Below are 23,534 nucleotides of genomic sequence, written 5' to 3'. Positions count from 1 at the left end.
GTGGCGGAGAGGGTGGGATTCGAACCCACGGAAGGTTTGACCCTTCGCCGGTTTTCAAGACCGGTGCCTTAAACCGCTCGGCCACCTCTCCAGAATCATGTTTCGCACTGCTTGCGGGCACACGGGCTGGACGCGGATCCTGCCCCCTCGTTGCGCTCCGCATTCGGTTGGTCAGTCTAGCCCAACCGCTCGAGTCCACCCATGTACGGCCGCAACACCTCCGGCACGTCGATCGTGCCGTCGGCGTTCTGATAATTCTCCATGACCGCGATCAGTGCCCGGCCGACGGCGACGCCGGAGCCGTTGAGGGTGTGCACGAGCTCGGGCTTGCCGGTATCCGGGTTGCGCCAGCGTGCAAGCATGCGCCGGGCCTGGAAGTCGGTGCAATTCGAGCACGAGGAAATCTCGCGATACGTATCCTGGCTCGGCAACCAGACTTCGAGATCGTAGGTCTTGGCAGCAGAGAAACCCATGTCGCCGGTACACAGGAGCATGCGCCGATACGGCAGGCCGAGGCGTTCGAGCACGACCTCGGCGCTGCGCGTCATGCGTTCATGTTCTTCACCGCTCTGCTCGGGGCGCGTGATGCTGACCAATTCGACCTTCTCGAACTGATGCTGGCGGATCATGCCGCGCACATCGCGCCCCCCTGAACCGGCTTCGGCGCGGAAGCACATCGAGTGCGCGGTCATGCGCATCGGCAACTTCCCGGCCTCCACGATCGAGTCGCGCACGATGTTGGTCAGCGGCACCTCGGAGGTCGGAATGAGATACCGGCGTGCGCCATTGACCTCGGTGGCGAACAGGTCTTCCTCGAACTTCGGCAACTGGCCGGTGCCCTGCATCGACTCCTGGTTGACGATCAGCGGCACGTTCGTTTCGACATAACCGTGCTCGCCCGTGTGCAGGTCGAGCATGAACTGGGCGAGCGCTCGGTGCAGGCGCGCGAGCGCTCCGCGCAGCACGGTGAATCGCGCCCCGGAAAGCTTGGCCGCTGTTTCGCCGTCGAGCCAGCCGTTGCGCGCACCGAGTTCGACATGGTCCTTGACCGCGAAGTCGAAGCGGCGCGGCGTGCCCCAACGGTGCTGCTCGACGTTGTGCGTCTCGTCGCTGCCGGTCGGCACCGATTCGTCGGCGAGGTTCGGCACGACCAGGGTCAGCGTGGCGAGTTGCTGCTGGATGTCGGCAAGCCGCTGCTCGTTGGCCTTGAGCTGGTCACCGAGACCGGCAATCTCGGCCATCAACGCGGCGGTGTCCTCGCCTTTCGCCTTGGCCGCGCCGATCGCCTTCGAACGTGTATTGCGCGCGTTCTGCAGATCCTGGGTTTCGACCTGCACGGTCTTGCGCTGCGCTTCGAGCGCCTCGAAGGCAACGATGTCGAGCGCATAGCCCCGCAGAGCGAGCCGTTCGGCGACGACATCGAGCTGCGTGCGCAGCAGGGCGGGATCGAGCATGGGGCGGTCCGGAAACGCAAACGGGGCGCGGATTATCGCCGCGCCCCTGCCATGCCCGCAAACAGGGGCGCGTCAGCGCCTCCCCAACCACCATGCCATCGGCATGCCGGCCAGCAGCCAGCCGATGCCCTGGTCAAGCAGGCCGCCGAGCAGGTAGTCGCCTGGAAAGCGATACCAGTTCCATTGCGGAACGATGTTGAGCAACCAGCCGAATATGCCGAAGCCGAGGCTGCCGAGCACGCGTGCGCCGAAGCCCCAGGCGGTTGCGCCGAGCAGAAGGGAGACGATCAGCGCACCGAGGAAATTCGAGCTGAACTGCTTGCCGAGTTGCGGCCCCATGCTGGCCGGATCGGCCTGCGGTTCACTGACCACGATGAACGAAAAACGGTTGGCCTTGGCCTTCTCGACCCAGGCCTTCTGCGCCGTCTCGTTGCCGTACTGCTCCATGTCTATGTAAGGCAACGCATAGATGCCCGTGGTTGGCGCACCGTCGGCAATCGCCCGGATCACCACGTCCTCGTTCTGTGGTGCGCGGAAACCCATGTCGCCGATCGGCAGCATCGTGTGCGAAACGAACTGCCAAAAGAACAGCACGATGGCGCCGAGCAGTGCCGCAACGAAAATGCGCATGGATCGCTCCTCCCCGGATTGGTGGACGCATGCTGCGCCGACAACCGCGACGCCGCAACCGAGAGGCGCAAATGGAATCCCCGGCAGGAGCCCGTTCACGAGCGATGCTGTTTTGCGAATGGTGCCACCGGAGCGCCCGTGAACGGGCTCCTGCCGCCCCCATGTGTCAGGCGCGCTCCAGCGCGGCCACCGAGCGCATCAGGCGCGGCGACAGGTACGCCTGCGAACCGACCGCAAGCAAGCCGGCGTCGGCGAAGCGTGCGCGATACCAGGCAGGACTGCGGCGGATGAACCCGTGCGTGTCGCCCTCGATCGGGTCACGGCTGGTGAACACCTCGAGGAAGGCCAGACCTTCCAGCAGTTCGTCGAAACCGGACAGCCCGCGCACGATCTCGTTGGCCTTGAGGTAGTGCAGCACGTCCGAACAGACGATCAGGTCGAAACGGCGTTCAAATCGCAGTTCGGCAAGGTCGCCGAAGCGTGCGAGACGCAGATTGCGCGAGCGACCGAAGCGCGCGATCGCATACTCGCTGGCGTCCAGGCCCAGGTAGTCGATGCCGGGGCGCAGCGCGCGCAGCTGCGCGCGCCAGACACCCTCGCCGCAACCGACGTCGAGCACATTGACGATCGGGCGACCGAGATAGAACTCGGCCAACGCAACCACCATGGCAACGCGACGCCGGCTTTCGGCGCGTGCACGCACGCGATGCGCGGGATCGCGGTACCAACGGTCGAAATAGGCGCGATCGTAGTGTTTGGCCTTGTTCTTGCGCATGTGCTCTCGATAGGCGGGCGCGCTCAGCGGCGCGGAGCGAGGATGTCGCCGAGACGGTCGCGGCCGCTGGCGCGCTCCAGATACGGATGCCGCAGGCCGCCGTGGTAGTCGATGCGCACGCTGCGGTAGCGATCAAAGTCGCGCACGAGCAGTTCGACCGGACGCTTGCGTTTGGCCGCATCCCGGATTGCGCGTTCGAGTCGCGCGTTGTCCCAGGCTTCGCCATCGACAGCGACGACGGTCATGGCCGGCGACAACCCCGCGGCGAATGCCGGGCTGTCCCACAGCACTTCGGCGATCTGGCCGCCGGATGCCACGCTGAAACCAAGCGAATAGCTGAAGTCGGCCTGCCGCGAGGTCTGTGCCGCGTCGCGCGCATAGGTGCCCGGCTCACCCCGGTAGACAAGCGCCCAGCCGGAACGAGCGAGACCGTCGAGTGGTGCCGGGTCGCCAGTGGCATCGATGCGTGCTTTCAGGAATGCCGCCCAGTCTCCGGGCTGCACGCGTTCGAGCGCCTGCACGATGTCGTCGAGCGCGTAGCTCGATACTTGCGCGCGGTTGTCGCCGCCGGCAAAGAAGTGACGCGCGAAGTCATCCAGCGACCTGCGGCCGCGACTCAGTTCGCGCAGACGGGTGTCGACATCCAGCCAGACCAGCACGCCCTCCGAATAGTAGTCACGTCCGCGCTGCCAATTCGGCCAAGCCGGTGCCTGACGATAGGCGATGGTCGGCTGACTCGTCGTATCGGCAAGGCTGCGCCAAGCGCGACCCTCACGATGCGCGCAGGCCGCGGCGATCTCCGCGATCGCGTCGCGCGCCTGTTCGCTCGTCCACAAACCTGAACGTGCAGCAAGCACGATGCCCCAGTACTCGGTCTGCCCCTCGTACAGCCACAACAGGTCGCCACGCATGGGGGTGTGGAAGTCCGGCGTCGCCAACCCGGCCGGCCGGCGGAATTTGCCATTCCAGGCATGTACGTACTCGTGGGCGAGCAAATCGCGGCCGGAGAAGTGGCGCGGTGCGGTCAGATAGTCCGGATAGGTGCCGTTCTCGCTGGAACGGTGGTGTTCGAGGCCAATACCCGAGAACACGTCTGACACTGCGAGCAGGAAGTCGTAGCGTTCGAATGGCCGCGTGCCGAACAGGCGATCAGCCTGCACGACGAGTGCGCGATGCGCATCGACGATGCCCGCATCCGCTTCGAGCAGATGTGCGGCATCGGCGAAGGCATTGAGGCCAATTGGCGAGGCCTTCGAGGCATCGAGTTCGAAGCGCCGGAAATGCCGGCCGGCGAACAGCGGCGAATCGACCAGGGTTTCCAGCGACGTCGGCGCGAAGGCGATGACGCCATCCGGACGGCGCACACCTTCGAGCGCAGTCGCATATGCCCACCCTTCCGGCAGGCGCAGGGTCGCCTCGACACCGATGTCCTTCGCTGCAACGCCGCCCGGATAGAGGATGACGGCGTTCCACTGCACGCCGATGATCGATGGCGTGACAACGACCCGCCCGGCAGAACGGTCGAGCGGCGAGACGAACTGGAACTCCAGGGCAAGACGCGACACGCCGGGCGGCACCACGACATGGAAGGCATGCATGTCGAGAGGGTCGCGACGCCAGGCCAGGCGCTGATCGCCGGCGCCGATGACGAGGCCGGCAAACTGCTCGATGGGCCCGGTTGGAGCATGGTTTCCGGGCAGCCATTTCGGATAGTGCAGGGTCAGCGGGCCCGGCTCGACAGCCAGTTCCTCACGCACACGGAAAATGCGGCGGTCGGTATCGGAAGCATCCACATCGAGCCGGATCGCCGCCGCGGGCGTCGCCGCAGCGGTCAGGCCGACCGTGGAAAACACCAGTAAAAACAGAATGATGGATACTCGTACTGCTTGCCGCATTTGCCCCTTCCCGTGTCAATCCGGGGAGATTGTCCACGCCGCATCACGCCGGCGATAGACCACCGTCCAATGGTGCAGTGCACCGCAAGGGGCTAAGCTAGCCCGGTTTTCCGTTCCAGGGGGCCCAACACCGATGCTCTATCGCCTCAACGAACTCAATCGCGCGATGCTCAATCCACTGGTCGCCTGGTCCGGGGCCGCCGCGCAACTGCTCTCGTCGAAGGACAACTGGGTATCGGGATTTCCCGGCGTGCAACGACTCGCCGCCGGCTACGAACTGTTTCATCGGCTCGGCAAGGAATACGAGAAGCCGGCCTTCGCGATCGAAGCCGTGCAGGCACATGGTCGCCACACGCCGATCTCCGAACAGGTCGCGCTGGCCAAGCCGTTCTGCAACCTGATCCGCTTCAAGCGCTTCGTCGACGACATAGAGACCCTGTACGAGCTGAAGAACGATCCGGCCGTGCTGGTCATCGCCCCGCTCTCGGGTCACCACTCCACCCTGCTGCGCGACACCGTGCGCACCCTGTTGCAGGACCACAAGGTCTTCGTCACCGACTGGACCGACGCGCGCATGGTGCCGCTCGCCGACGGCGCATTCACCCTCGACGACTACGTCGCCTACGTGCAGGAGTTCATCCGCCACATCGGTGCGGCGAGGCTGCATGTGATCTCGGTGTGCCAGCCAACCGTACCGGTACTCGCGGCGATCTCGCTGCTGGCTTCGAACGGCGAGACCACACCGCTGACGATGACGATGATGGGCGGACCGATCGACCCACGCTGCAGCCCGACCAAGGTCAACAACCTCGCCACCACGCAACCGTTGTCCTGGTTCGAGAACAACGTCATCCACCAGGTGCCCTCCAGCTATCCGGGCGCCGGGCGCAAGGTCTATCCAGGCTTCCTCCAGCACGCCGGTTTCGTGGCCATGAACCCGAGCCGCCATTTCCAGTCGCATTGGGACTTCTACGAAGACCTGCGCCGCGGCGATCTCGAAGATGCCGAAGCGCACCGCAAGTTCTACGACGAGTACAACGCCGTGCTCGACATGCCCGCCGAGTACTACCTCGACACGATCCGCACGGTGTTCCAGCAGCACCTGCTGCCACGCGGCTTGTGGGACGTCGGCGGCCAGCGCGTCAAACCCGGCGACATCCGCAGCACGGCCCTGCTCACCATCGAGGGTGAACTCGACGACATCTCGGGCCTCGGCCAGACCGAGGCCGCGCACCGGTTGTGCACCGGCATCGCCACCGAGCGCCGCCAGCATCTCACCGCAAAGGGTGCCGGCCACTACGGCATCTTCAGCGGTCGTCGCTGGCGCGAAAAGATCTATCCGGTCGTGCGCGATTTCATCGCGAAGTACGACACGGCGCCCGCGTCGGCAAAGGTGACGGCGCTACGCCGGAACAAGGCCTGAGCCACGCGCGCACCTGCGCGCGGCCCGCCTTTTCGAAACCCTGGACCTGTGGCGCGCCGATGCGCGCTGACCGATTCCTGTTGCACGGAGATTCGACCATGACCCCACGCCCGCTCGGCCAGTCCGGCATCGACATCGCGCCTATTGCCTTGGGTGGCAACGTGTTCGGCTGGAGTGCCGACACGGCGACTTCGCATGCCCTGCTCGACCGCTTCGTCGACGCCGGCTTCAACCTGGTGGACACTGCCGACGCGTATTCGGCCTGGGTGCCCGGCAACAGGGGCGGTGAATCGGAGACGATCATCGGCGACTGGCTGCAACGCAGCGGCAAGCGCGACCGTGTCGTCATCGCCACCAAGGTCGCCAAGTGGGCGAAACATCCAGGCCTGTCACCGGCCAACATCCGCGCTGCCTGCGACGACTCGCTCAAACGCCTCGGCATCGAACGCATCGACCTCTACCAGGCACACGAGGAAGATCCGAACGTGCCAATCGAGGAAACGCTCGGCGCATTCTCGCGACTCATCGAGGAAGGCAAGGTGCGCGCGATCGGCGCCTCGAACTACAGCGCTGCGAGCCTCGCCGCCGCGCTTGCCGCCAGCCGTCAGCACGGGCTGCCGCGCTACGAAACCCTGCAACCCGAATACAACCTGCATGCGCGCGCAGGCTACGAGGCCGAACTCGAACCGTTGGCACGTGCCGAAGGCATCGGCGTGATCGGCTACTACGCGCTGGCCAGCGGCTTCCTCAGCGGCAAGTACCGCAGCACGGCCGACCTCGCCAAGAGCAAGGCGCGTGGCCAGGGCGTGGCCAAGTACCTCGATGCGCGCGGCCTGCGCATCCTTGCCAGGCTCGACGAAGTCGCTGCACGACGCTCGGCGACACCGGCCCAGGTCGCTCTCGCCTGGCTCATCGCCCGCCCCGGCATCAGCGCCCCCATCGTCAGCGCGACCAGCCTCACCCAACTCGACGAACTGCTCGCCGCCGCCGACCTGACCCTGTCCGGCATCGACATCGCCGAACTGGATTCCGCCAGCGGCTATTGAGTCGCCGGTGTGTCGGTGACCCGCACGAGCAGGTGCTTGGCAAGCTGCCCGTGCAGGCGGCCGATGCCGCGCGCGACGTGCAGCAGGCCGAACAGCAGCAGCACGCCGGCGATGAACAGCAACGGCAACGACCAGTCGGGCGCGTCCCAGTGCAGGATCGAGCCGTCGATGATGACCACGCCATCCTCGGCGTAGAAGCGCGCAAACGGCGCCACGATCAGGCACAACGAGGTGGCCAGCACGGTCAGCGTGAAAGTGAAATAGGCCACGCCGAGCGGCAGCATCAGCAGCATGTAGAACAGCGTGCTCCAGGTACGCGCATCGGTGAACATCGCGCCGATGCGCCGCCAGATCGACACATCATGGTCGACGTATTGGGGACGTCGTGGCATGCGCACACCAAGCATGGCCTCGACGATCTTTCCCTCGACGAACGACAACGCGCGTACCGTGGCGAAGAACAGGATCACGAACGGCACGCCGATGACGAGGATCGCCAGGCCCGCCGACAGCGACAGGCCGGTCATCACCCAGGTGAAGTAGAACGTGCCGGTGGCGAAGGCAAGCAGCATGTAGAAGAGTGCCGCGTAGGCACGAGGATCGACGGCGACGCCGAAGAAGCGCGCGAGCGCCGACTTCTCGAGCGGTGGGCGCCGCCGCGGCGGACGCAACGCGCGCTCGACCTCGTCTTCCTTCACGCGGTAGATCTCGGCAACCTCGGCCGGCGCGCCATAGCTCGTCGCCACGCGGGCGAGCATGCTGGCTTCGTCGAGCTGCGGGTTGTCGGCCAGTTCGGCGCGCAGGTGCTCCTCGGCGTCGTACAGCGCGTCCTGCACCATCGCCGGGTCGGCGCCACGCAGTTGGTCGCGCAGCTGGTCGAGATACTGGCGAATCGTTTTCGGAATCGGCTGGTTCATGCGCTGGCCCCCTTGTTGATGCTTCCGTCGAGGACGCCATCGACGAAATCGCGCGTCGCCGTCCAGGCTTCGGTCCATTGGCCGAGCACGGCGCGCCCGGTCGCGGTGATGCGGTAGTAGCGGCGCGGCGGTCCGGCCACCGACGGCTCGATCTCGCTGTCGAGCAGGCCGGCTGCGCAGAGATTGCGCAGCACCGGGTAGAGCGCGCTCTGTTTGCCGGCGAGCACGCCCTCGCCGGCCGCGCCGAGACGCTTGGCGATCAGATAGCCGTACAGCGGCGCCTCGGCCCGGGCAAGGACGCCAAGCAGCACGAGCGAAACCGTGCCGGCCGACATTTCCTTCTGGAATTTCTTGAGATGGCCCTCGAGCTCGTCCACGGCGGGTCTTGTCCGATCCGTAATAGCGTTGATTGGACAATACTATGTACTTATTAATAGCAAATCGGCCAGAAGTCATGCCGAGGCCGCGGGGTTGGCAGGACCATGAGCCCGCGCGATCCTCCTCCTGGTTCGTGACCGCCAGGGGGTTCGACGCTCCTCCCATCCCGCGTTCCTGCGCGGTGCGGCGAAGGGGTCCCCGACGGCCCATCATGACCACACGCCACTGCCGGAGTCCGCCGTGCCAAAGCCCACTCGTTTGTCTTTCCTGCTTCCAGCCACCGCCGGCGCGCTCGCCGCCCTCACCTGTGCCACCACGCAGGCACGCCCCCGCGATGCAGAACCAGCAACGCCGGCGTTGACGATGCAGCAGGTTCTCGAGGCTGCGAAGCCGGATGACTGGCGAACACTCGCGCCCGAGAACACGCTCTATCTCGAATTGCCGCGCGGCCGCGTCGTCATCGAGCTGGCCACGGCCTTCGCGCCGCTGCATGCCGACAACATCCGCACCTTGGTGCGAGAGAAGTACTTCGACGGCCTCGCCATCCTGCGCGTGCAGGACAATTTCGTGACCCAATGGGGTGATCCCGCCGGCAGTGACGAGCACGCCGCGCGTCCGCTCGGCAAGGCGAAGCGCACGCTTGCCGCCGAGTTCACGCGACCGCTGAAAGGCCTGCCGTTCACCCGCCTCGCCGACGGCGATGTGTTCGCACCCGAAGTCGGCTTCTCCGGCGGCTTCCCGGCCGCACGCGATCCGAAATCGGGCCAAGCCTGGCTCGCGCACTGTTACGGCATGGTCGGTGCCGGCCGTGACAACGACGCCGAATCGGGCAACGGCGCCGAGCTCTACGTCGTGATCGGCCATGCGCCACGTCAGCTCGACCGCAACATCGCCACGGTCGGCCGCGTGGTCAAGGGCATGGAACTACTGTCGTCACTGCCACGTGGCAGCGGGCCACTCGGCTTCTACGAAGATCCTGGGCAGCGCCTGCCGATCCTGTCCATGCGCGTCGCGGCCGACGTCCCCGTCGCCGAACGCAGTGCGCTCGAACTACTGCGCACCGACACGGCAACCTTCCAGGCCCTGATCGAATCGCGCCGCAACCGCCGCGACGACTGGTACCACGTCCCGGCCGGCAGCATCGACCTGTGCAGCGTGCCGCTGCCGGCAAGGGAGACCTAGGGATGTTCCTCAATCCAACTACGGCGTCACCGTTCTGTGCGGGCGCAGATCGAGCCGGCGCAAGGCCGAACTGCGCCCGTACGGGACAGCCCCAAGCTTTTGATTCCCAATGACGGGGTGACCCCCGCAAGGCCCGCTGCCAACCGTGCGGATGTCATGACGCCATTGCGAGATTGATCAGGGCACCCCTGCGGTTGGCGCGTCCGCCGGCGACGCGGCGTGAGCCGCGAGCCGCATCAATGATGATGCCCACCTGCCCCGTGCACGTGTCCGTGCAGGACTTCCTCGACGCTGGCCTCACGCACGTCGACGATTTCGATGTCGAAATGCAGGGCCTCACCGGCGAGGGGGTGGTTGCCGTCGACGGTGACTTCGTCGCCGTCGATCTCGGTGATGACGACCGGGATCGTGCCGTGTGCGGTCTGCGCCTGGAACTGCATGCCCACTTCGAGTTCGTCGACGCCGGCGAAAGCCTTGCGCGGAACGACCTGGACGAGTTCGTCGATGTAGTCGCCATAGCCCTCGGCGGCGGCGACATCGGCCGTGAAGCGGTCGCCGGCGACATGACCGGCCATCTGCGCCTCGAGTCCCGGCACGATGTTGTGTCCGCCGTGCAGGTAGACCAGCGGCTCGCGTCCGCGCGAGCTGTCGAGCACTTCGCCCGCGTCATTGGTCAGGGTGTAGTGGAACGAGGCGACCATCCGTTCGGTGATCTGCATTTCGACACTCCATAAAAAAACCCCGGGCGCGAGCACCCGGGGTCGAACAGCAAACCTGTCGGCTTACTCCGGACGGACGGCTTCCGCCTGCGGACCCTTCGGGCCCTGGGTCACGGTGAAGGTGACCTTCTGGCCTTCGGCGAGCGATTTGAAGCCGGTGCCTTCGATCGAACGGAAGTGCACGAACACGTCGGGACCCGACTCACGCGTGATGAAGCCGAAACCCTTGGCGTCGTTGAACCACTTGACCGTGCCAGTTTCGCGATTGGACATGACAATGAACCCTTGATTGGAACTTGCTTGAAGGAAACACGCGCCCCTCGTGAAGCGTCGTGGTACTGGGTGTGCGAGGAGCTGTAGCGGGACGCGGCAAGTGGCAGATCAAGGATCGGCTATGCCCGTGTCACGATTCATTGTGATCCGGCATACACAGTGCGGCGGAGTGTACGCGAGCCCGACGGCAAATGCGAATATTCCGTTAAGGATGTTCCGATCAATCCCTCAGCGGCGTCATGACATCCTCAAGGTTGGGGCCGTCCTGTGCGGGATTGATCAGAGCATCCTTAACCACGCCCCCCCGCGAGCACAGGCCAGACCCGATCGCCCGCCGCGGGCGACTTCCAGAACTGCCGATCCGGCGCTACCGTGCACGCCTTTCCGGGGAGGATGCCAGCTTGCGCACGATCATCGTGTTCATCGCCATGCTTGCCGTGGTGCTGCCTGCCACTGTCCGCGCCGGGGAGTGGATCGTCGACGCACGCTACACCGACGAAGCCCAGTTGCGGCACCTCGGCGCCCATTTCCAGCACGTCATCCTCGACCGCGACCAGCGCCTGCTGACCGTCGAGGCCGACGAGGCAGGCATCGCCTTCCTCACCGGGGCCGGCTTCGAAGTGCATGTGGACATGGTCGCCTCGGCCCTGCTGCGCGAGCTGCAACCGCCGGGTGCGGCGCTCGCGAGCATCCCTTCCTACACCTGCTACCGCACGGTCGAGGAAACCGCTGCCCGCATCGACGCCCTCGTCCTCGCCCATCCCGACATCGCGGTCGCGGACGACATCGGCCCGACCTGGGAACACGTGCAGTTGCCGGCCAACGGCTACAGGATGCGCGCGCTGCGTGTGACCCATCTCGCCACCGCCGCCAGCGATCCCGGGCGTCCACCCATGGTCCTGTTCGGCTCGATCCACGCGCGCGAGTACGCGCCAGCCGAGCTGCTGACACGCATGGCGGAATGGCTGGTCACCGGTTACGGCACCGACCCGCAGGCAACCTGGCTGGTCGACCACGTCGATTTCCGCTTCGTCCTGCATGCCAACCCGGACGGCCGCAAGAAGGCCGAAGCCGGCCTGCTCTGGCGCAAGAACACCAACACCTCGAACAACGTCTGCTCGGGCTCGCCAGACAGCAGCTACCACGCGGGCATCGACCTCAATCGCAATTTCCCGTTCCACTGGAACAGCGCGCCGGGTGGCTCGAGTGGCGCGCCCTGCGAGGCGGTCTACCGTGGTCCGGCGCCGATGTCCGAGCCGGAGACCCAGAACCTCGTGCGCTACGTCGCCGGCATCCAGGGTGAGGACGGCGCGTTCAGTGGCGGCGCCCTGCCCGACCGCAAGGCCGATGCCACCACCATCGCCGCGCCCGATGACTACGCCGGCATCTTCTTCGACATCCACAGTTACGGCGGCCTCGTGCTGTACCCTTGGGGCGACGTGAACACGTCGACACCGAACGCCTCCGCGTTCCAGGTACTCGGCCGACGCCTCGCCTGGTTCAACCAGTACACGCCGCTGCGCGCGGTGCAGCTTTACGCGACCGATGGCGGCACCATCGACACGTTCTACGGCCAGCTCGGCGCGCCGTCCTTCGTCATGGAAGTCGGCAGCTCGTTCTTCCAGTCGTGCAGCACGTTCGAATCGACCGTGTTTCCGCACAACCTGGCCGCGCTGAAATACGCCGCACGCACGGCGAAGGCACCGTACCAACTGCCGCTCGGCCCCGAAACCCATTCCCTGTCGCTGGCGCCGATGCAGGTCGAGGCCGGCCAGCCGGTGTCGATCATGGCAACCATCGACGACCTGCGCTACCGCACGGCATCGCCGGCGCAGCCGACTTTCGCCATCACCGCAGCGCGCGCGACGATCGATCTCCCGCCCTGGCATGCCGACGCGCTGCATATCCCGCTTGCCGCGGCGGACGGAAATTTCAACTCCAAGACCGAGAACGTCATCGGCAACCTCGACACCAGCGGTCTCGCCCCCGGCCGTCATCTCGTCTACGTGCAAGGCGTGAATGCGGCAAACGGCGGCACGCCCGGCGTACCTGACGCGGTGTTCCTCGATGTGCTCGCCCCAAACGACACGATCTTCCGCGACGGCTTCGAGCCGCCCGCACAGGAATGACCCCGAAGTGCGGCAGGGACGCGCGCGGCGATCCGGTTCATGGTCAAGGATGTCCTGATCAATCCCACAACCGCGTCGCCGTCCTGTGCGGGCGCAGATCAAGGCGCGACGGCGAAGGCAGACTGGCCGTCTGTCGAGCCGGCGCAACGCCGAGCCGCGCCCGCACAGGACGGCCCCAACCTAGTGGATGTCATGGCGCCATTGCAGGTTTGACCAGAGCATCCTTGAGGCAGCACCTCAGCCGCCATGCGGGGCGAACGTTCCACGGGGCCGGACCGCCGTCAGCCCCGCTGCCGCGTAGCTCGCGCTCGCCGGTCGACCCGCGCGCGCCTATCATGCTGAGCATCCCGACAGCCGATGGGAAGGCGCATGCCGACAATGCACGATCGACCCCAGCGTGGACAGCGCGGATGACTTTCGGGGCGGTCACCCGTTTGCTTCGCGCGCGCGCGGCCGGCGATGCCAACGCCGAAGCGGCGCTGCTGCCGTTGATCTATGCCGAACTTCGCCGCCTCGCCCAACGTCAGCTTGCGGGCGAGCGCAGCGGACACACGCTGACGCCCACGGCACTGGTTCACGAGGCCTGGATGCGCTTGTCGGCCGAGCAGGATCCGGAATCGAGCGACCGCAGCCAGTTCTATGCGCTCGCCGCGCGGCGGATGCGCCAGGTTCTGATCGACCATGCACGTCAGCACAAGGCCGACAAGCGCGGCGGCGGCGTGGCGCCGGTGACGCTGTCGGCGGCCGATACGGTCCTGCTCGAACGCGACGTCGACGTGCTGGCGTTGGAGCAGGCCTTGCAACACCTCGAGGCGCACGATGCACGCAAGGCGCAGGTCGTCGAACTGCGTTACTTCGGTGGGTTGGAAATGGCAGAGATCGCCGAGCTCTTGGGTATTTCGCGCGCCACCGCGCAGCGCGACTGGGAGGTCGCGCGGGCGTTCCTGCACCTGCAACTGGCCTGAGCATGGATCCACGCGCGCTGTCACTGCTGGAACAGGCGCTCGACCAGCCACGCGACGCGCGCGAGCGTTTCCTGCACGAGGCCGCCGGCGCCTCGCCCTCGTTGCTGCAGGACGCGCTGGCCTTGCTGCGTGCCCACGGCGAAAGCGAAGGTCGCTTCGAGCCGGAGGCCCTGCCTGCGCGGATCGGCGACTGGCGGGTGCTGGAGCGGCTCGGCAGCGGCGGCATGGGCGAGGTGTTCCTGGCCGAGCGCGAAGGCGCGGGCTTCCGCCAGCGCGCGGCGCTGAAACTGAGTGCGCTGGGTATCGGCGGTGCCGCGGCGGTGGCGCGTTTCCACGCCGAACGCCAGTTCCTCGCACGCTTCGAGCATCCCAACATCGCCCACGTGATCGATGGCGGCAGCGCCGCCGATGGCCGGCCTTACGTCGCCATGGAGTACGTCGACGGCGAGCCGATCGACCGCTGGTGCGCCAATCGGCGCCTCGCGCTGCGCGAGCGGGTGCTGTTGTTTCTGCAGGTGATCGCGGCGGTGGAAGCAGCGCATCGGGCCTTGATCCTGCACCGCGACATCAAGCCCGCCAACGTGATGGTGACGGCCGAAGGCCAGGTCAAGCTGCTCGATTTCGGGATCGCCAAGAGCCTTGCCGGCGAGGCGGGCCTCACCGGCACCGGCTTCGCCCCGCTGACGCCGCAATTCGCCAGCCCCGAGCAACTGGCCGGTGAGCCGCTCACCACCGCCTCCGACGTGTTCGCGCTGGGTCTGCTGCTGCACCTGTTGCTGACCGGGCGACACGCCTTCGAGCACGCGGGGCAGTCCACTGCGCAAGCACTGGCACATATGCGACGCCAGGCGCCGACCCGGCCGAGCGCACGCATCGATGCTGCCGCGCTGGCGCTGCTGCCACGCGATCTCAGGCACTGGCGCTCGCTGCTCAGCGGCGACCTCGATCGCGTGCTGCTCAAGGCACTGGCAGCCGATCCGGAACGCCGCTATGCCAGTGCCGCCGCCCTCGGCGAAGACCTCGGGCGCTGGCTGGCGTCGCGGCCGGTCAGCGCGCGCCAAGGGGATGCGCTGTATCGCGCGCGCCTGTTCGTCCGTCGCAATGCGCTGGCGGTCACTTCGGCCGGCGCGGCCGCACTCGCGCTGGCGATCGGCCTGGGCATCGCGGCCCACCAGGCCTGGCAGGTAGCGCGCGAGGCGGCACGGGCGGAGAGCGCGCGCGCGTTCCTGCTCGCCCTGATCGCCGACGCCAACCCGGTTGTGAGCGGGCGCGAACCCACGCTCAAGGAAGCACTCGACCAGGCCCTGCCGCGCATCCCCGACCATTTCCGCGGCCAGGCCGACAGCGAGGCCGACGTTCGCCTCGGCATCGGACTGGCCTACACCAACCTGATGCAACTGGACGCCGCCGAAGCGCAGTTTGCCCGCGCGCTGGCCCTGCGCACGCCCGGTACGCGCGGCTGGGCCGAGGTGCTGCAGGCGCGTGCGCTGCTGGCCTGGACACGCGGCCGCACCGATGCCGCCGAAGCCGACTACCGTGCGGCACTCGAGGTCTTTTCCGCCGATCCTGCGCTGCTGCGCGACGCGGGTGAGGTGCAGAACGATCTCGCCTCGCTGCTGAGCGACCTCGGTCGTTTCGAGGAGGCGGTCGCATTCGCCCGAGCCTCGGTTGCCAGTGGGCGCCGCCTCGCGATCGACGACGGCGCACTCGGCGCGCGCCTGGAAAACCTCGGCAGCGCGCTGCAGGGGCTGGGCCGGCTCGACCAATCCGAACAGACCTACCGTGAGGCTATCGAACGTCTTGGGCGCGCGCTGCCGCAGCGCACGGTCGCCTATGCCATTGCGCTGAACAACTTTGCCCTCGTGCAGCGCGATCGCGGCGATCGCGAAGAGGCCTTGAGCCTGTTCCAGCGCGCCGCGCAGGTGCGCGAACAGGCCTTCGGACCCGACCACGCCGATCTCGCCGGTTCGCTCATCAACGCCGCCCGGCTGCAGGCCGAACTAGGCCGGATCGACGATGCCAAAGCCTCGGCCGCACGCGCCGTGGCGCTGGCCGAGCGCGCATTCGCTCCAGACTACATTGGCCGCGGCCACGTCCATCTCGGCGCCGCGCGCGTTGCTCTGGCGGCTGGCGACCTGGCCGGCACGCAGCGTCACGCCGAGGCGGCGCTGGCCGTGTTCGAGCGTGCCGATTCGGCGGCTCCGCAGTGGCTCGATCAGGCGCGGGAACTGCTGCGCGCGGCGGCCGGCAAGCCCGGCGACCAAGGCGATGAGACATCCGCAGGCCGTTCCACGCCTTAGAAGGCAGGCGCAGCATTTCGACTGCGCAGGGGAGCCTTCAATGAAAACCACCACGTTCCACCGATTCCTGCGGCGCGCAGCTCTGCCGGCGCTGCTGGCCTGCGCCGGCCTCGGCGCCCATTCCGCACGGGCGCAGACGCCCGGCCCCAACGGCATTGCCTTCTGGGCGCAAGCGGTGGATGACCTGTGGTTCGAACCTTTCCGCTGGGGCGCCGTGCTGCCGCACCAGGCGGGACCGCCGGATTCATTGGTCACCGCCCACCTGTCGTACAACACGCCCTACACGGTCAGCCTGCTGGGCCAGGGGGCCATCGGGCAATGCCATCACCTGAGCATCGGCAACCCGCACGCGACCCTGCGGATCGCAGGCTCCTCGACACCGGGCATCCTGGAAGTGCACGGCAGCCAGATCGACAACGAAGGGACCATTCTGGTCGGTGGCGCCGACGCGCTGCAGGATTCGCGACTGGTGATCGCCACCCACACCAATGCCAACGGCAGCGGTCGCATTCGCCTGCACAAGCCCGCCGGCCACAACGCCAGCATCGAAGCACCTGGCAGTGCCGGATGGCATCTGGTGAACTGGCCGACCCACACGATCCAGGGCAGCGGCAACATCACCGTCAGCCTGCAGAACGACGGCACCATCGAAGCCGACGTCGCCGGCGCGGAGCTGGCGTTTTCGGGGCTTCACACGGTCACCAACAACGGCACCATGCGCGCCCGCAACGGCGGCCACCTGCGCCTTGCAACGGGCAACGGCAGCAACGGCTTCGACCAGTCGCCCGACGGATCGATCCGCATCGACGCCGGCAGCAGCGCCTCGTTGGGCAACTGCGGCAATCGCGGCCTGACCGGCGGCCAGGTGTTCGGTCCGGGGCCGCTGGTGATCACCTGCCAGGGCGCGCCGATCGAGGACGTGCATCTGCAGGCGTCGGCGCGTGTGGAGGTCCCGAATAACCTCGGTCTGCAGATCGGCCCGGCCGGTCTGCGCAACGACGGCATCATCCTCACCCAAGGCTTCGTGGCCTCGCGCTTTGGCGAGAGCGCGACGATCAGCGGCACTGGCCGGCTGCAGCTGGAGGACGGCGGGTTGACCGACATCTTTGGCGGAACCGGCTATGCGCTGGTCAACGCGCCCGGCCACACCATCGGCGGTGTCGGCACGATCTCGCTGGCATTGACCAATCAGGGCGAAGTGCTGGCCGACCGCAATGGCCAGGGCAGCGGTGCGGGCATCCTGCAGATGCAGACCTCCGCCATGGCGAACGAAGGCCTGATGGAAGCCCGCAACGGCGGCAGCATTCTCCTGTTTGACACCACGCTGGATCAGAGCCTCGTTGGCACGCTGCGCGCGGCGGCGGATTCCAGCGTGGTGCTGAGCGCTGGAACCGTGCGTGGTGGCGTGCTGGCGACCAGCGGCGACGGCATCATCGTCATGGATGGATCTGCCTCCCGCCTCGAGAATCTCGCGATCTCCGGCGGCGCCAATGTGTGGGTGCCCTGCTTCCGCGAGCTGGAACTCGTCGGCGGCATCGACAACGATGGCGTCATCACGGTGGACAACGCCGGCTGCGGCCCGAATTTCGCCACGGTGCGGGGTGTCGGCGATGTCCTCATCGACGGCAGCGGCGCGGTGCGCCTGGCCGCCTCCAGCACGTCGGGCAACGCCGCTACGCTCAGCGCCGGCACGGGCCTCATGACCTTGGGTCCCGCCCAGACCTTGACCGGCTTCGGACGCCTGGCGGGCAACCTGCGCATCGAAGGCGCCATTGACCCCGACCAGCCATTCGCCCCAGTTGGCCCGACCGGCGTGCTGACCCTCGACGCCGGCACGCAACTCGTCATGACCAGCACCAGCGAACTGCACATCGATGTCTTCGGCGCACCGAGCTTCGACCGGATCGTCGGCGGCGGCAACATCGTGCTCGACGGCAGCCTGCTCCTCGACTTCCCCCCCGGATTCGATACCGAAGGCGAACTGGTCATCGACATCGTCACCGGCAACGCGGTCAGCGGACAGTTCGACCAGATGGTACTGCCGCCCGGAAAGCGCTGCTCACGCGCCGAGGTCGAAGTCCTGCCGGATCGCGCACGACTGACTCTCGACGTGCACATGTTCTGCGATGGTGCCGATCCCTGAGTACGTGGCGTCTGCCGGGATGGCGGTGCCTGCACCGGTCGGGGCGGCGCCAGGGATGTGCTTTTCGATCCCGCAACGTCGTCACCATCCCGTGCGGGCGCAGATCCAGGCGCGACGGCGAAGGCAGACTGGCCGTCTGTCGAGCCGGCGCAACAACGAACTGCGCCCGCACGGCACCGCCCCAACCTTCGGATTCCCAATGACGGGGTGACATCCGCACGTTCGCAGCGGCCGCGCACGAGGTGAGCATGTACCTCGTCCTTGCGCTGCGACGCATCTCCGGCAGCGGCCGAGCACCGTTCGTTCCCCAGCCACGGCGTGGGGCGCATGCAGGCTCCAGCGGTGTGCTCAGCGGGTAGCTGCGTACTCGTCGCGGCGCAAGGCTCGAGCGCGAAGTACCCGCGGCAGATTGATCTCGATCCAGTCCGCCAAGCCGCGTACCTTCGCCGCGGCTTCCTGCCCCAACGGGGTCAGGCGGTACTCGACGTGCGGCGGCACCACGTCATGGGCGATGCGATCCACCAGCCCATCGCTTTCCAGCCATTGCAGGGTCTGCGCCAGCATGCGCTCGCTTACCCCGCCGATGGTGCGGCGCAGCTCGCTGAAGCGGTGCATGCGCGTTTCCAGCACCATCAACACCAGCACGCCCCAGCGACTGGTCATGTGCTTGAGCACTTCGCGCGAGGGGCAGGCGGCTGCCAACAGTTGACCGCGCTGCATCTGATCCAGCAAAGGCGAGTCGGTTTCAGTGGCCGGTGCCGCGGATACGCGAGGCTGAACAGTGTTCATACTTACCTTTGTGTGCGTACTTACTATTCGTAAGCGCTAATCCTAGACTTCGGGACTCCACCCGTCAATGAAAGGAGCCACACCATGAACATCGCCATCACCGGAGCCACCGGCCAGCTGGGCCACCTGGTCATCGCCACCCTCAAGCAAAAGGTGCCGGCCACGGACATCGTGGCGCTGGTACGCACACCGGCCAAGGCCGCGGACCTGGGCGTGGCGGCTCGCGCCTTCGACTACACCCGGCCCGAGCAGCTCGCACCGGCGCTGGCCGGCATCGATACGCTGCTGCTGATCTCCAGCAGTGAAGTGGGGCAACGTGCTGCTCAGCACGCCAATGTCATCACCGCAGCCAAACAGGCCGGGGTCAGGCAGATCGTCTACACCAGCCTGCTGCATGCGGACGTCTCGCCATTGAACCTGGCCGATGAGCACCGGCAGACCGAAGCGATGCTCAAGGAATCGGGCATTCCCCACACCCTGCTGCGCAACGGCTGGTACACCGAGAACTACACCGCCTCGGTGCCGGCGGCATTGGCCAACGGCGCCTTCCACGGCAGCGCCGGCGAAGGCCGGATTGCCTCCGCGCCGCGGGCCGACTATGCCGAAGCGGCCGCGGTGGTCCTGAGCAGCACCGGCCACGCGGGCAAGACCTACGAGCTTGCCGGCGACGATGCTTACACCCTGGCCGACCTCGCCGCGGAAATCTCCCGACAGGCCGGCCGCTCGATTCCCTATGTCGACCTGCCCGAGGCCGAGTATGCCGCCGCGCTCGAGGGCGCCGGCCTGCCGGAGGGCCTGGCGGGTGCATTCGCTTCCTGGGATACCGGTGCCGCAAAGGGCGGCCTGTTCGACGACGGGCACCAGCTGTCGAAGCTGCTGGGCCGGCCGACCACGCCCCTGTCCACCGTCGTGGCACAGGCACTGAAGGCGGCGGCTTGATGCACGGCGGCCTTGCGTCGCACAGGCGGCGCAAGGCCCACCGCGCGGAATGCCGCGCCCTACCCTGACCACAACCACGAGCCCACCATGAAAAGCCACAAGTACACCATCACCGTCCGCCGTACCGAGGACAAGGACGGCAACCCCACCGACGGCCCCGCGATCGCATTCACCGCGACCAACCATGACGAACTCACCGAGATCGTCAAGCGCGTGCAGGAAGCCGGACAGTTCCCGCCAGACGAGGCCGCCGCATTCGCCATCGGCCTGAAACTGTTCGGCGAAACCATGCTGCTGCACCGGGACTCATCGCTGTTCACCGAGATGCGGCCGCACTTTCTGGAGTTCATGAAAAAGCTGAAAGCCTCGCTCAAGGACGCCTGATGCCGCTTGCGCCAAGGTGCACATTTTCGAACGCTACTCATAGCGAGGGGACGTCGCTGCATCGGGAATGGGCCAGACGCGTCTGGCCGCATTCAGGGAAGTGAATCAGGGAATCCTCAAGCTCACCATCATGGCGCGGCTCTGTCGGTCTGCTGTGCGAAATCTCAGCGCGCGGTGTACCCGCCGTCGGCGACCAGCGTGGCCCCCGTGATGAAGCCGGCGCCTTCCGACAGCAGGAACGCCACGGCATGCGCGATCTCATCGGCACGTCCCAGTCGACCGATCGGATGCTGGTCGACAAGCCCTTCGAGCGCCTTGGGGTCGACCGTGTCCAGGATCGGCGTCTCAACGCCGCCGGGATGAACCGAATTGACGCGGACACCCTGACTCGAATAGGCCAGCGCCGCCGACCGGGTCAGCCCGGTGACGCCGTGCTTGGAGGCGACATAGGCCGGATCGGCAGGGCTGCCGACCAGGCCCATGATCGAAGACGTGTTGACGATGGCACCGCCACCAGCGGCGAGGATGGCCGGGATCTGATGGCGCAGGCCGTAGGCCACGCCACCGAGGTTGATGTCGATGACGCGCCGCCAGTCCGCCGGTTCCAGCTCGCCTACCGCCGTCGCAGGACCGACGATGCCGGCATTGTTGACCGCGTAATGCAGGGCACCAAAGGCCTCGACCGCGCGGTCGACCGTGGCCTTGGCATCGGTGGCGCTGGAGACGTCGGCGACGTGCCCCACGGCACGCCCGCCGGCTGCGGTGATCGCGGCCACGACGCGCTCCACCGCATCGGCCTTGAGATCCGATACAACGACGGACAGGCCGTTGGCCGCGAGCAGGCGGGCGGTGGCCTCGCCGATGCCGGATGCGGCACCGGTGACGAGGGCGGATTGACCGCTGAATGAGTAGCGCATGGATTCACTCCTTGGTCGAGTACGTCCCTATCCGGAGGCAGGCGATGGCGAGCGCTTGCCCTTGGAAGTGCGTGACGGCGCCTTGCGGCGGCTGCGGGGTTTCGGGGCGGATCTCTCCGCACCTTGGCTGAAGAGTGCCAGCACCTGCTGCAGGCTGGCCTGCTCGTGCTCTGCCAAGGGCCCGCCACGGCGCGCCAGATCGGCGATCACCGCTGCGGCCTCGCGCGCGGACCGGGCGGGCACGTCCCGCAGCAGATGCGGAATCTGCGCCAGCGCGGCGGCGCCGTCGCGCCGCACGAGCAAGGCCTGATGGCGGATCAGCCTGCGGAAATCTGCAAAACGCGAGGGCTGGCCCGGCGTGGGCTGAAGCTGCGGCCGGCTCAGCTCCCAGGCGTGGTCGAAATGGCGGCCATCGGCTTCGCCGCGGGCCAGAAACACGACACACAGCGCGCGAATCATGGCTTCGACCAGGCCGCCCTGCGCCATCTCCTCGTCGAGGCGGCTCATCTGCGCGGCCATGAAGGCGCGATGCTCCGGCGTATCACCGGGGTGCGGACGCACCGGCGTCGTGTCATTCGTGCTCTGCCCGGCCAGCGCCTGCATGGCGGGCGCGCTGTAGATCGCATCGAAAGTGCGCGCGTACAGCGCGTCGCGCTGATCGCGCCAGGCATCGAGCGACTGTTCGATGCCATCGGAGATCTGCTCCTGAACCTGCAGGAACGGATTGTCAGCCGAGACAGGCCGGCGGTTCTCGCGCGCGTTTTCGGCCGCAGCCGCCACGATCCCGGCCCAGGGATGCCGATCGGACCAGGTTTCATAGCCAACCCGCAGCGGATGGAACATTTCCATCATCCTCGCCGAATGCGGCGTGGCCCAGGCCCGCACCCACGGCTGCAGCAGATTGCGGTACAGCGCAAGATTGATCTCCGAGACGCGGGCAGCGGCGGCGAAGCGGCGCTCGGACGCCGGGTCGGGCTTGACGATGCCGCGCACTTCCTCGACGCCGCTGCGACGGATCTTCATCAGGTAGCTACTGTCGTCCGCCCCGTTCACCGTTTCGCCGGGCACGCGATCGGCGACCTCGGCACGGTAGATGCCGGCCGGCATCAGGTCGATGATGTCGATGTGGGCCGCGAACTGCCGATGCTCCTTCCGGCCCACGCTGCCCGACACGAAGATGCCCAGATGGCCGATGCTGTCGTGCGTGGCGAAGACGATGGTCTGGTCGTGGCCGACGACGTCCTCGTCGTCGCGGTACAGGTCGGTGATCCAGCCCAATGCCTGGGCCGGCGGCGTGATGTTGTCGCCGTACGAACAGAACACGATGATCGGCGAGCGGACGTTGCGCAGGTCGATGCGCACACCATCGGAGGTCGACAGCTCCGCGGTGGCCAGCTTGTTGCCGATGAACAGGTCATCGACGATGGTCTGCATCTCGCCGCCATCCAGAAAAACGTGGCCGCCCCAGTACTTCTCGAAGCCCAGATACCGCGGTCCCTCGGTGTCGACCTTGGCGTAGAGGTCGTACTGCTTCTTCCACAGGGTGTTGGCCGGGTCCAGGTTCTCGAAGTTCTGCACCAGCCAGGCACCATCGAAACGACCGGCGCCCAGATCGCTGGTCAACGCGGTCAGCCAGCTTCCGCCGGTCAGGCCGCCGCCGTAGCGCATCGGATTGTCGCCGGCCCAATACGACAGCGGCGTGCCGGCCAGGATGATCGGGCCGAACAGCTCCGGCCACACCGCCGCCGTCATCAGCACCTGCCAGCCGGCCTGGCAATTGCCGATCACCGCCGGCTTGCCGATGCTGTCCGGATGCAGCGCAGCGACCTTGCGCAGGAACGCCGCCTCCGCGTGCATCACGTCTTCCACGCTCTGCCCCGGCACCGGATCGGGCAGGAAGCCGACGAAATAACACGGATGGCCCTCCTGGAGCGCCGCGCCGATCTCGCTGTCGGGCTTGAAACCGCCGATTCCAGGACCGTGCCCTGCGCGCGGATCGACAATGACGAACGGACGCTTGGCCGGATCGGTCGGGACGCCCTCGGCCGGCAGGATGCGCACCAGCCCGTAGTTGACCGGCCGCGGCAGGTCCAGACCGGACATCACCAGCTCACCGGCAAAATTGAGCACGTTCGGCGCGCGCTCCTGCAGGTGCGTGCGGTACTGGTTGCCGCGCTGGCGACGGATGTCGCCATACAACAGGACGCGCTGGCAGGCGTCCACCGCGTACTCGCTGGCAGCGCCAAACCACTGCATGGGGTACATATCCGAGATCT

General features: G+C 66.9%; 20 protein-coding genes and 1 tRNA gene. 9 read left to right on the top strand and 12 right to left on the bottom strand.

All coding sequences use genetic code 11. The features are described from left to right. Position 1: 1 nt before the first annotated feature. The 5 genes from KF907_RS11745 to KF907_RS11725 all read right to left on the bottom strand — a co-directional run bounded on the left by KF907_RS11745 (position 2) and on the right by KF907_RS11725 (position 4,712). A tRNA-Ser gene (locus tag KF907_RS11745) sits at positions 2-91 on the bottom strand. 85 nt (positions 92-176) lie between these two features. Then, a complete protein-coding gene (gene serS / locus KF907_RS11740; protein ID WP_291220589.1) occupies positions 177-1,454 on the bottom strand; it encodes a serine--tRNA ligase in 1,278 nt (425 codons plus the stop codon). A 72-nt stretch (positions 1,455-1,526) separates the two neighbouring features. Further along, complete coding sequence (locus KF907_RS11735; protein ID WP_291220588.1) at positions 1,527-2,084, bottom strand: hypothetical protein; 558 nt, start codon at positions 2,082-2,084, stop codon at positions 1,527-1,529. A 166-nt stretch (positions 2,085-2,250) separates the two neighbouring features. Continuing rightward, on the bottom strand, positions 2,251-2,859 hold the full coding sequence (locus tag KF907_RS11730; RefSeq protein ID WP_291220587.1) for a class I SAM-dependent DNA methyltransferase: 609 nt from the start codon (positions 2,857-2,859) through the stop codon (positions 2,251-2,253). Between the two features lie 23 nt (positions 2,860-2,882). After that, complete coding sequence (locus KF907_RS11725) at positions 2,883-4,712, bottom strand: M61 family metallopeptidase (RefSeq protein ID WP_291220586.1); 1,830 nt, start codon at positions 4,710-4,712, stop codon at positions 2,883-2,885. Positions 4,713-4,887: 175 nt separating this feature from the next. Here KF907_RS11725 and KF907_RS11720 point away from each other — a divergent pair, with 175 nt between their 5' ends. Together KF907_RS11720 and KF907_RS11715 are read left to right on the top strand one after the other, a co-directional pair. Next, positions 4,888-6,177, top strand: a complete 1,290-nt coding sequence (locus tag KF907_RS11720) for a polyhydroxyalkanoate depolymerase (protein WP_291220584.1) — start codon at positions 4,888-4,890, stop codon at positions 6,175-6,177. A 98-nt stretch (positions 6,178-6,275) separates the two neighbouring features. Then, positions 6,276-7,223, top strand: a complete 948-nt coding sequence (locus KF907_RS11715) for an aldo/keto reductase (RefSeq protein WP_291220583.1) — start codon at positions 6,276-6,278, stop codon at positions 7,221-7,223. On the opposite strand, the gene KF907_RS11710 is transcribed toward KF907_RS11715, so the two are convergent. Together KF907_RS11710 and KF907_RS11705 are read right to left on the bottom strand one after the other, a co-directional pair. After that, a complete protein-coding gene (locus tag KF907_RS11710; protein ID WP_291220581.1) occupies positions 7,217-8,140 on the bottom strand; it encodes a sensor domain-containing protein in 924 nt (307 codons plus the stop codon). The two genes, KF907_RS11715 and KF907_RS11710, sit on opposite strands and share 7 nt — an antisense overlap. After that, positions 8,137-8,475 (bottom strand): PadR family transcriptional regulator, encoded by a 339-nt coding sequence (locus KF907_RS11705; RefSeq protein ID WP_472843878.1) that lies wholly within the window; start codon positions 8,473-8,475, stop codon positions 8,137-8,139. Before KF907_RS11705 ends, KF907_RS11710 begins: the two co-directional genes overlap by 4 nt. 283 nt (positions 8,476-8,758) lie before the next feature. On the opposite strand from KF907_RS11705, the gene KF907_RS11700 reads away from it, so the two are divergent. Then, positions 8,759-9,700, top strand: coding sequence for a peptidylprolyl isomerase (locus tag KF907_RS11700; RefSeq protein WP_472843868.1), 942 nt, complete (start codon positions 8,759-8,761; stop codon positions 9,698-9,700). A 236-nt stretch (positions 9,701-9,936) separates the two neighbouring features. Here KF907_RS11700 and KF907_RS11695 read toward each other — a convergent pair whose 3' ends face one another. After that, positions 9,937-10,419 carry an FKBP-type peptidyl-prolyl cis-trans isomerase gene (locus KF907_RS11695; protein ID WP_291220578.1) on the bottom strand — a complete coding sequence of 161 codons (483 nt, stop codon included), beginning with the start codon at positions 10,417-10,419 and terminating at the stop codon, positions 9,937-9,939. A gap of 63 nt (positions 10,420-10,482) precedes the next feature. Beyond that, the gene (locus KF907_RS11690; protein ID WP_291220576.1) at positions 10,483-10,692 is read right to left on the bottom strand and encodes a cold-shock protein; all 210 of its coding nucleotides are present in this window, start codon (positions 10,690-10,692) and stop codon (positions 10,483-10,485) included. Positions 10,693-11,093: 401 nt separating this feature from the next. Here KF907_RS11690 and KF907_RS11685 point away from each other — a divergent pair, with 401 nt between their 5' ends. From KF907_RS11685 to KF907_RS11670, 4 genes are all read left to right on the top strand, one after another. Beyond that, positions 11,094-12,821, top strand: a complete 1,728-nt coding sequence (locus KF907_RS11685; RefSeq protein ID WP_291220575.1) for a M14 family zinc carboxypeptidase — start codon at positions 11,094-11,096, stop codon at positions 12,819-12,821. A gap of 410 nt (positions 12,822-13,231) precedes the next feature. Beyond that, positions 13,232-13,786 (top strand): ECF-type sigma factor, encoded by a 555-nt coding sequence (locus KF907_RS11680; protein ID WP_291220573.1) that lies wholly within the window; start codon positions 13,232-13,234, stop codon positions 13,784-13,786. Positions 13,787-13,788: 2 nt separating this feature from the next. Then, positions 13,789-16,086, top strand: a complete 2,298-nt coding sequence (locus KF907_RS11675) for a protein kinase domain-containing protein (RefSeq protein WP_291220571.1) — start codon at positions 13,789-13,791, stop codon at positions 16,084-16,086. A gap of 40 nt (positions 16,087-16,126) precedes the next feature. Further along, the gene (locus KF907_RS11670; protein ID WP_291220569.1) at positions 16,127-18,229 is read left to right on the top strand and encodes a hypothetical protein; all 2,103 of its coding nucleotides are present in this window, start codon (positions 16,127-16,129) and stop codon (positions 18,227-18,229) included. Between the two features lie 348 nt (positions 18,230-18,577). On the opposite strand, the gene KF907_RS11665 is transcribed toward KF907_RS11670, so the two are convergent. Then, a complete protein-coding gene (locus KF907_RS11665; protein ID WP_291220567.1) occupies positions 18,578-18,949 on the bottom strand; it encodes a winged helix-turn-helix transcriptional regulator in 372 nt (123 codons plus the stop codon). A 153-nt stretch (positions 18,950-19,102) separates the two neighbouring features. Between KF907_RS11665 and KF907_RS11660 the strand changes: the two genes are divergently transcribed. Together KF907_RS11660 and KF907_RS11655 are read left to right on the top strand one after the other, a co-directional pair. After that, a complete protein-coding gene (locus tag KF907_RS11660; RefSeq protein WP_291220566.1) occupies positions 19,103-19,957 on the top strand; it encodes an SDR family oxidoreductase in 855 nt (284 codons plus the stop codon). A gap of 12 nt (positions 19,958-19,969) precedes the next feature. Continuing rightward, complete coding sequence (locus tag KF907_RS11655; protein WP_291220564.1) at positions 19,970-20,341, top strand: DUF3861 domain-containing protein; 372 nt, start codon at positions 19,970-19,972, stop codon at positions 20,339-20,341. A gap of 164 nt (positions 20,342-20,505) precedes the next feature. Here the strand turns inward: KF907_RS11655 and KF907_RS11650 are convergent, their stop codons facing one another. Next, positions 20,506-21,258 carry an SDR family NAD(P)-dependent oxidoreductase gene (locus KF907_RS11650; RefSeq protein WP_291220563.1) on the bottom strand — a complete coding sequence of 251 codons (753 nt, stop codon included), beginning with the start codon at positions 21,256-21,258 and terminating at the stop codon, positions 20,506-20,508. A gap of 27 nt (positions 21,259-21,285) precedes the next feature. Continuing rightward, positions 21,286-23,514 carry a DUF3141 domain-containing protein gene (locus KF907_RS11645; protein WP_291220562.1) on the bottom strand — a complete coding sequence of 743 codons (2,229 nt, stop codon included), beginning with the start codon at positions 23,512-23,514 and terminating at the stop codon, positions 21,286-21,288. Positions 23,515-23,534: the final 20 nt, after the last annotated feature.

Source organism: Dokdonella sp. (assembly GCF_019634775.1).
Lineage (GTDB): Bacteria > Pseudomonadota > Gammaproteobacteria > Xanthomonadales > Rhodanobacteraceae > Dokdonella.
The sequence above is the reverse complement of the archived record's forward strand: the minus strand, read 5'-3'. Positions and strand labels throughout refer to the sequence as shown.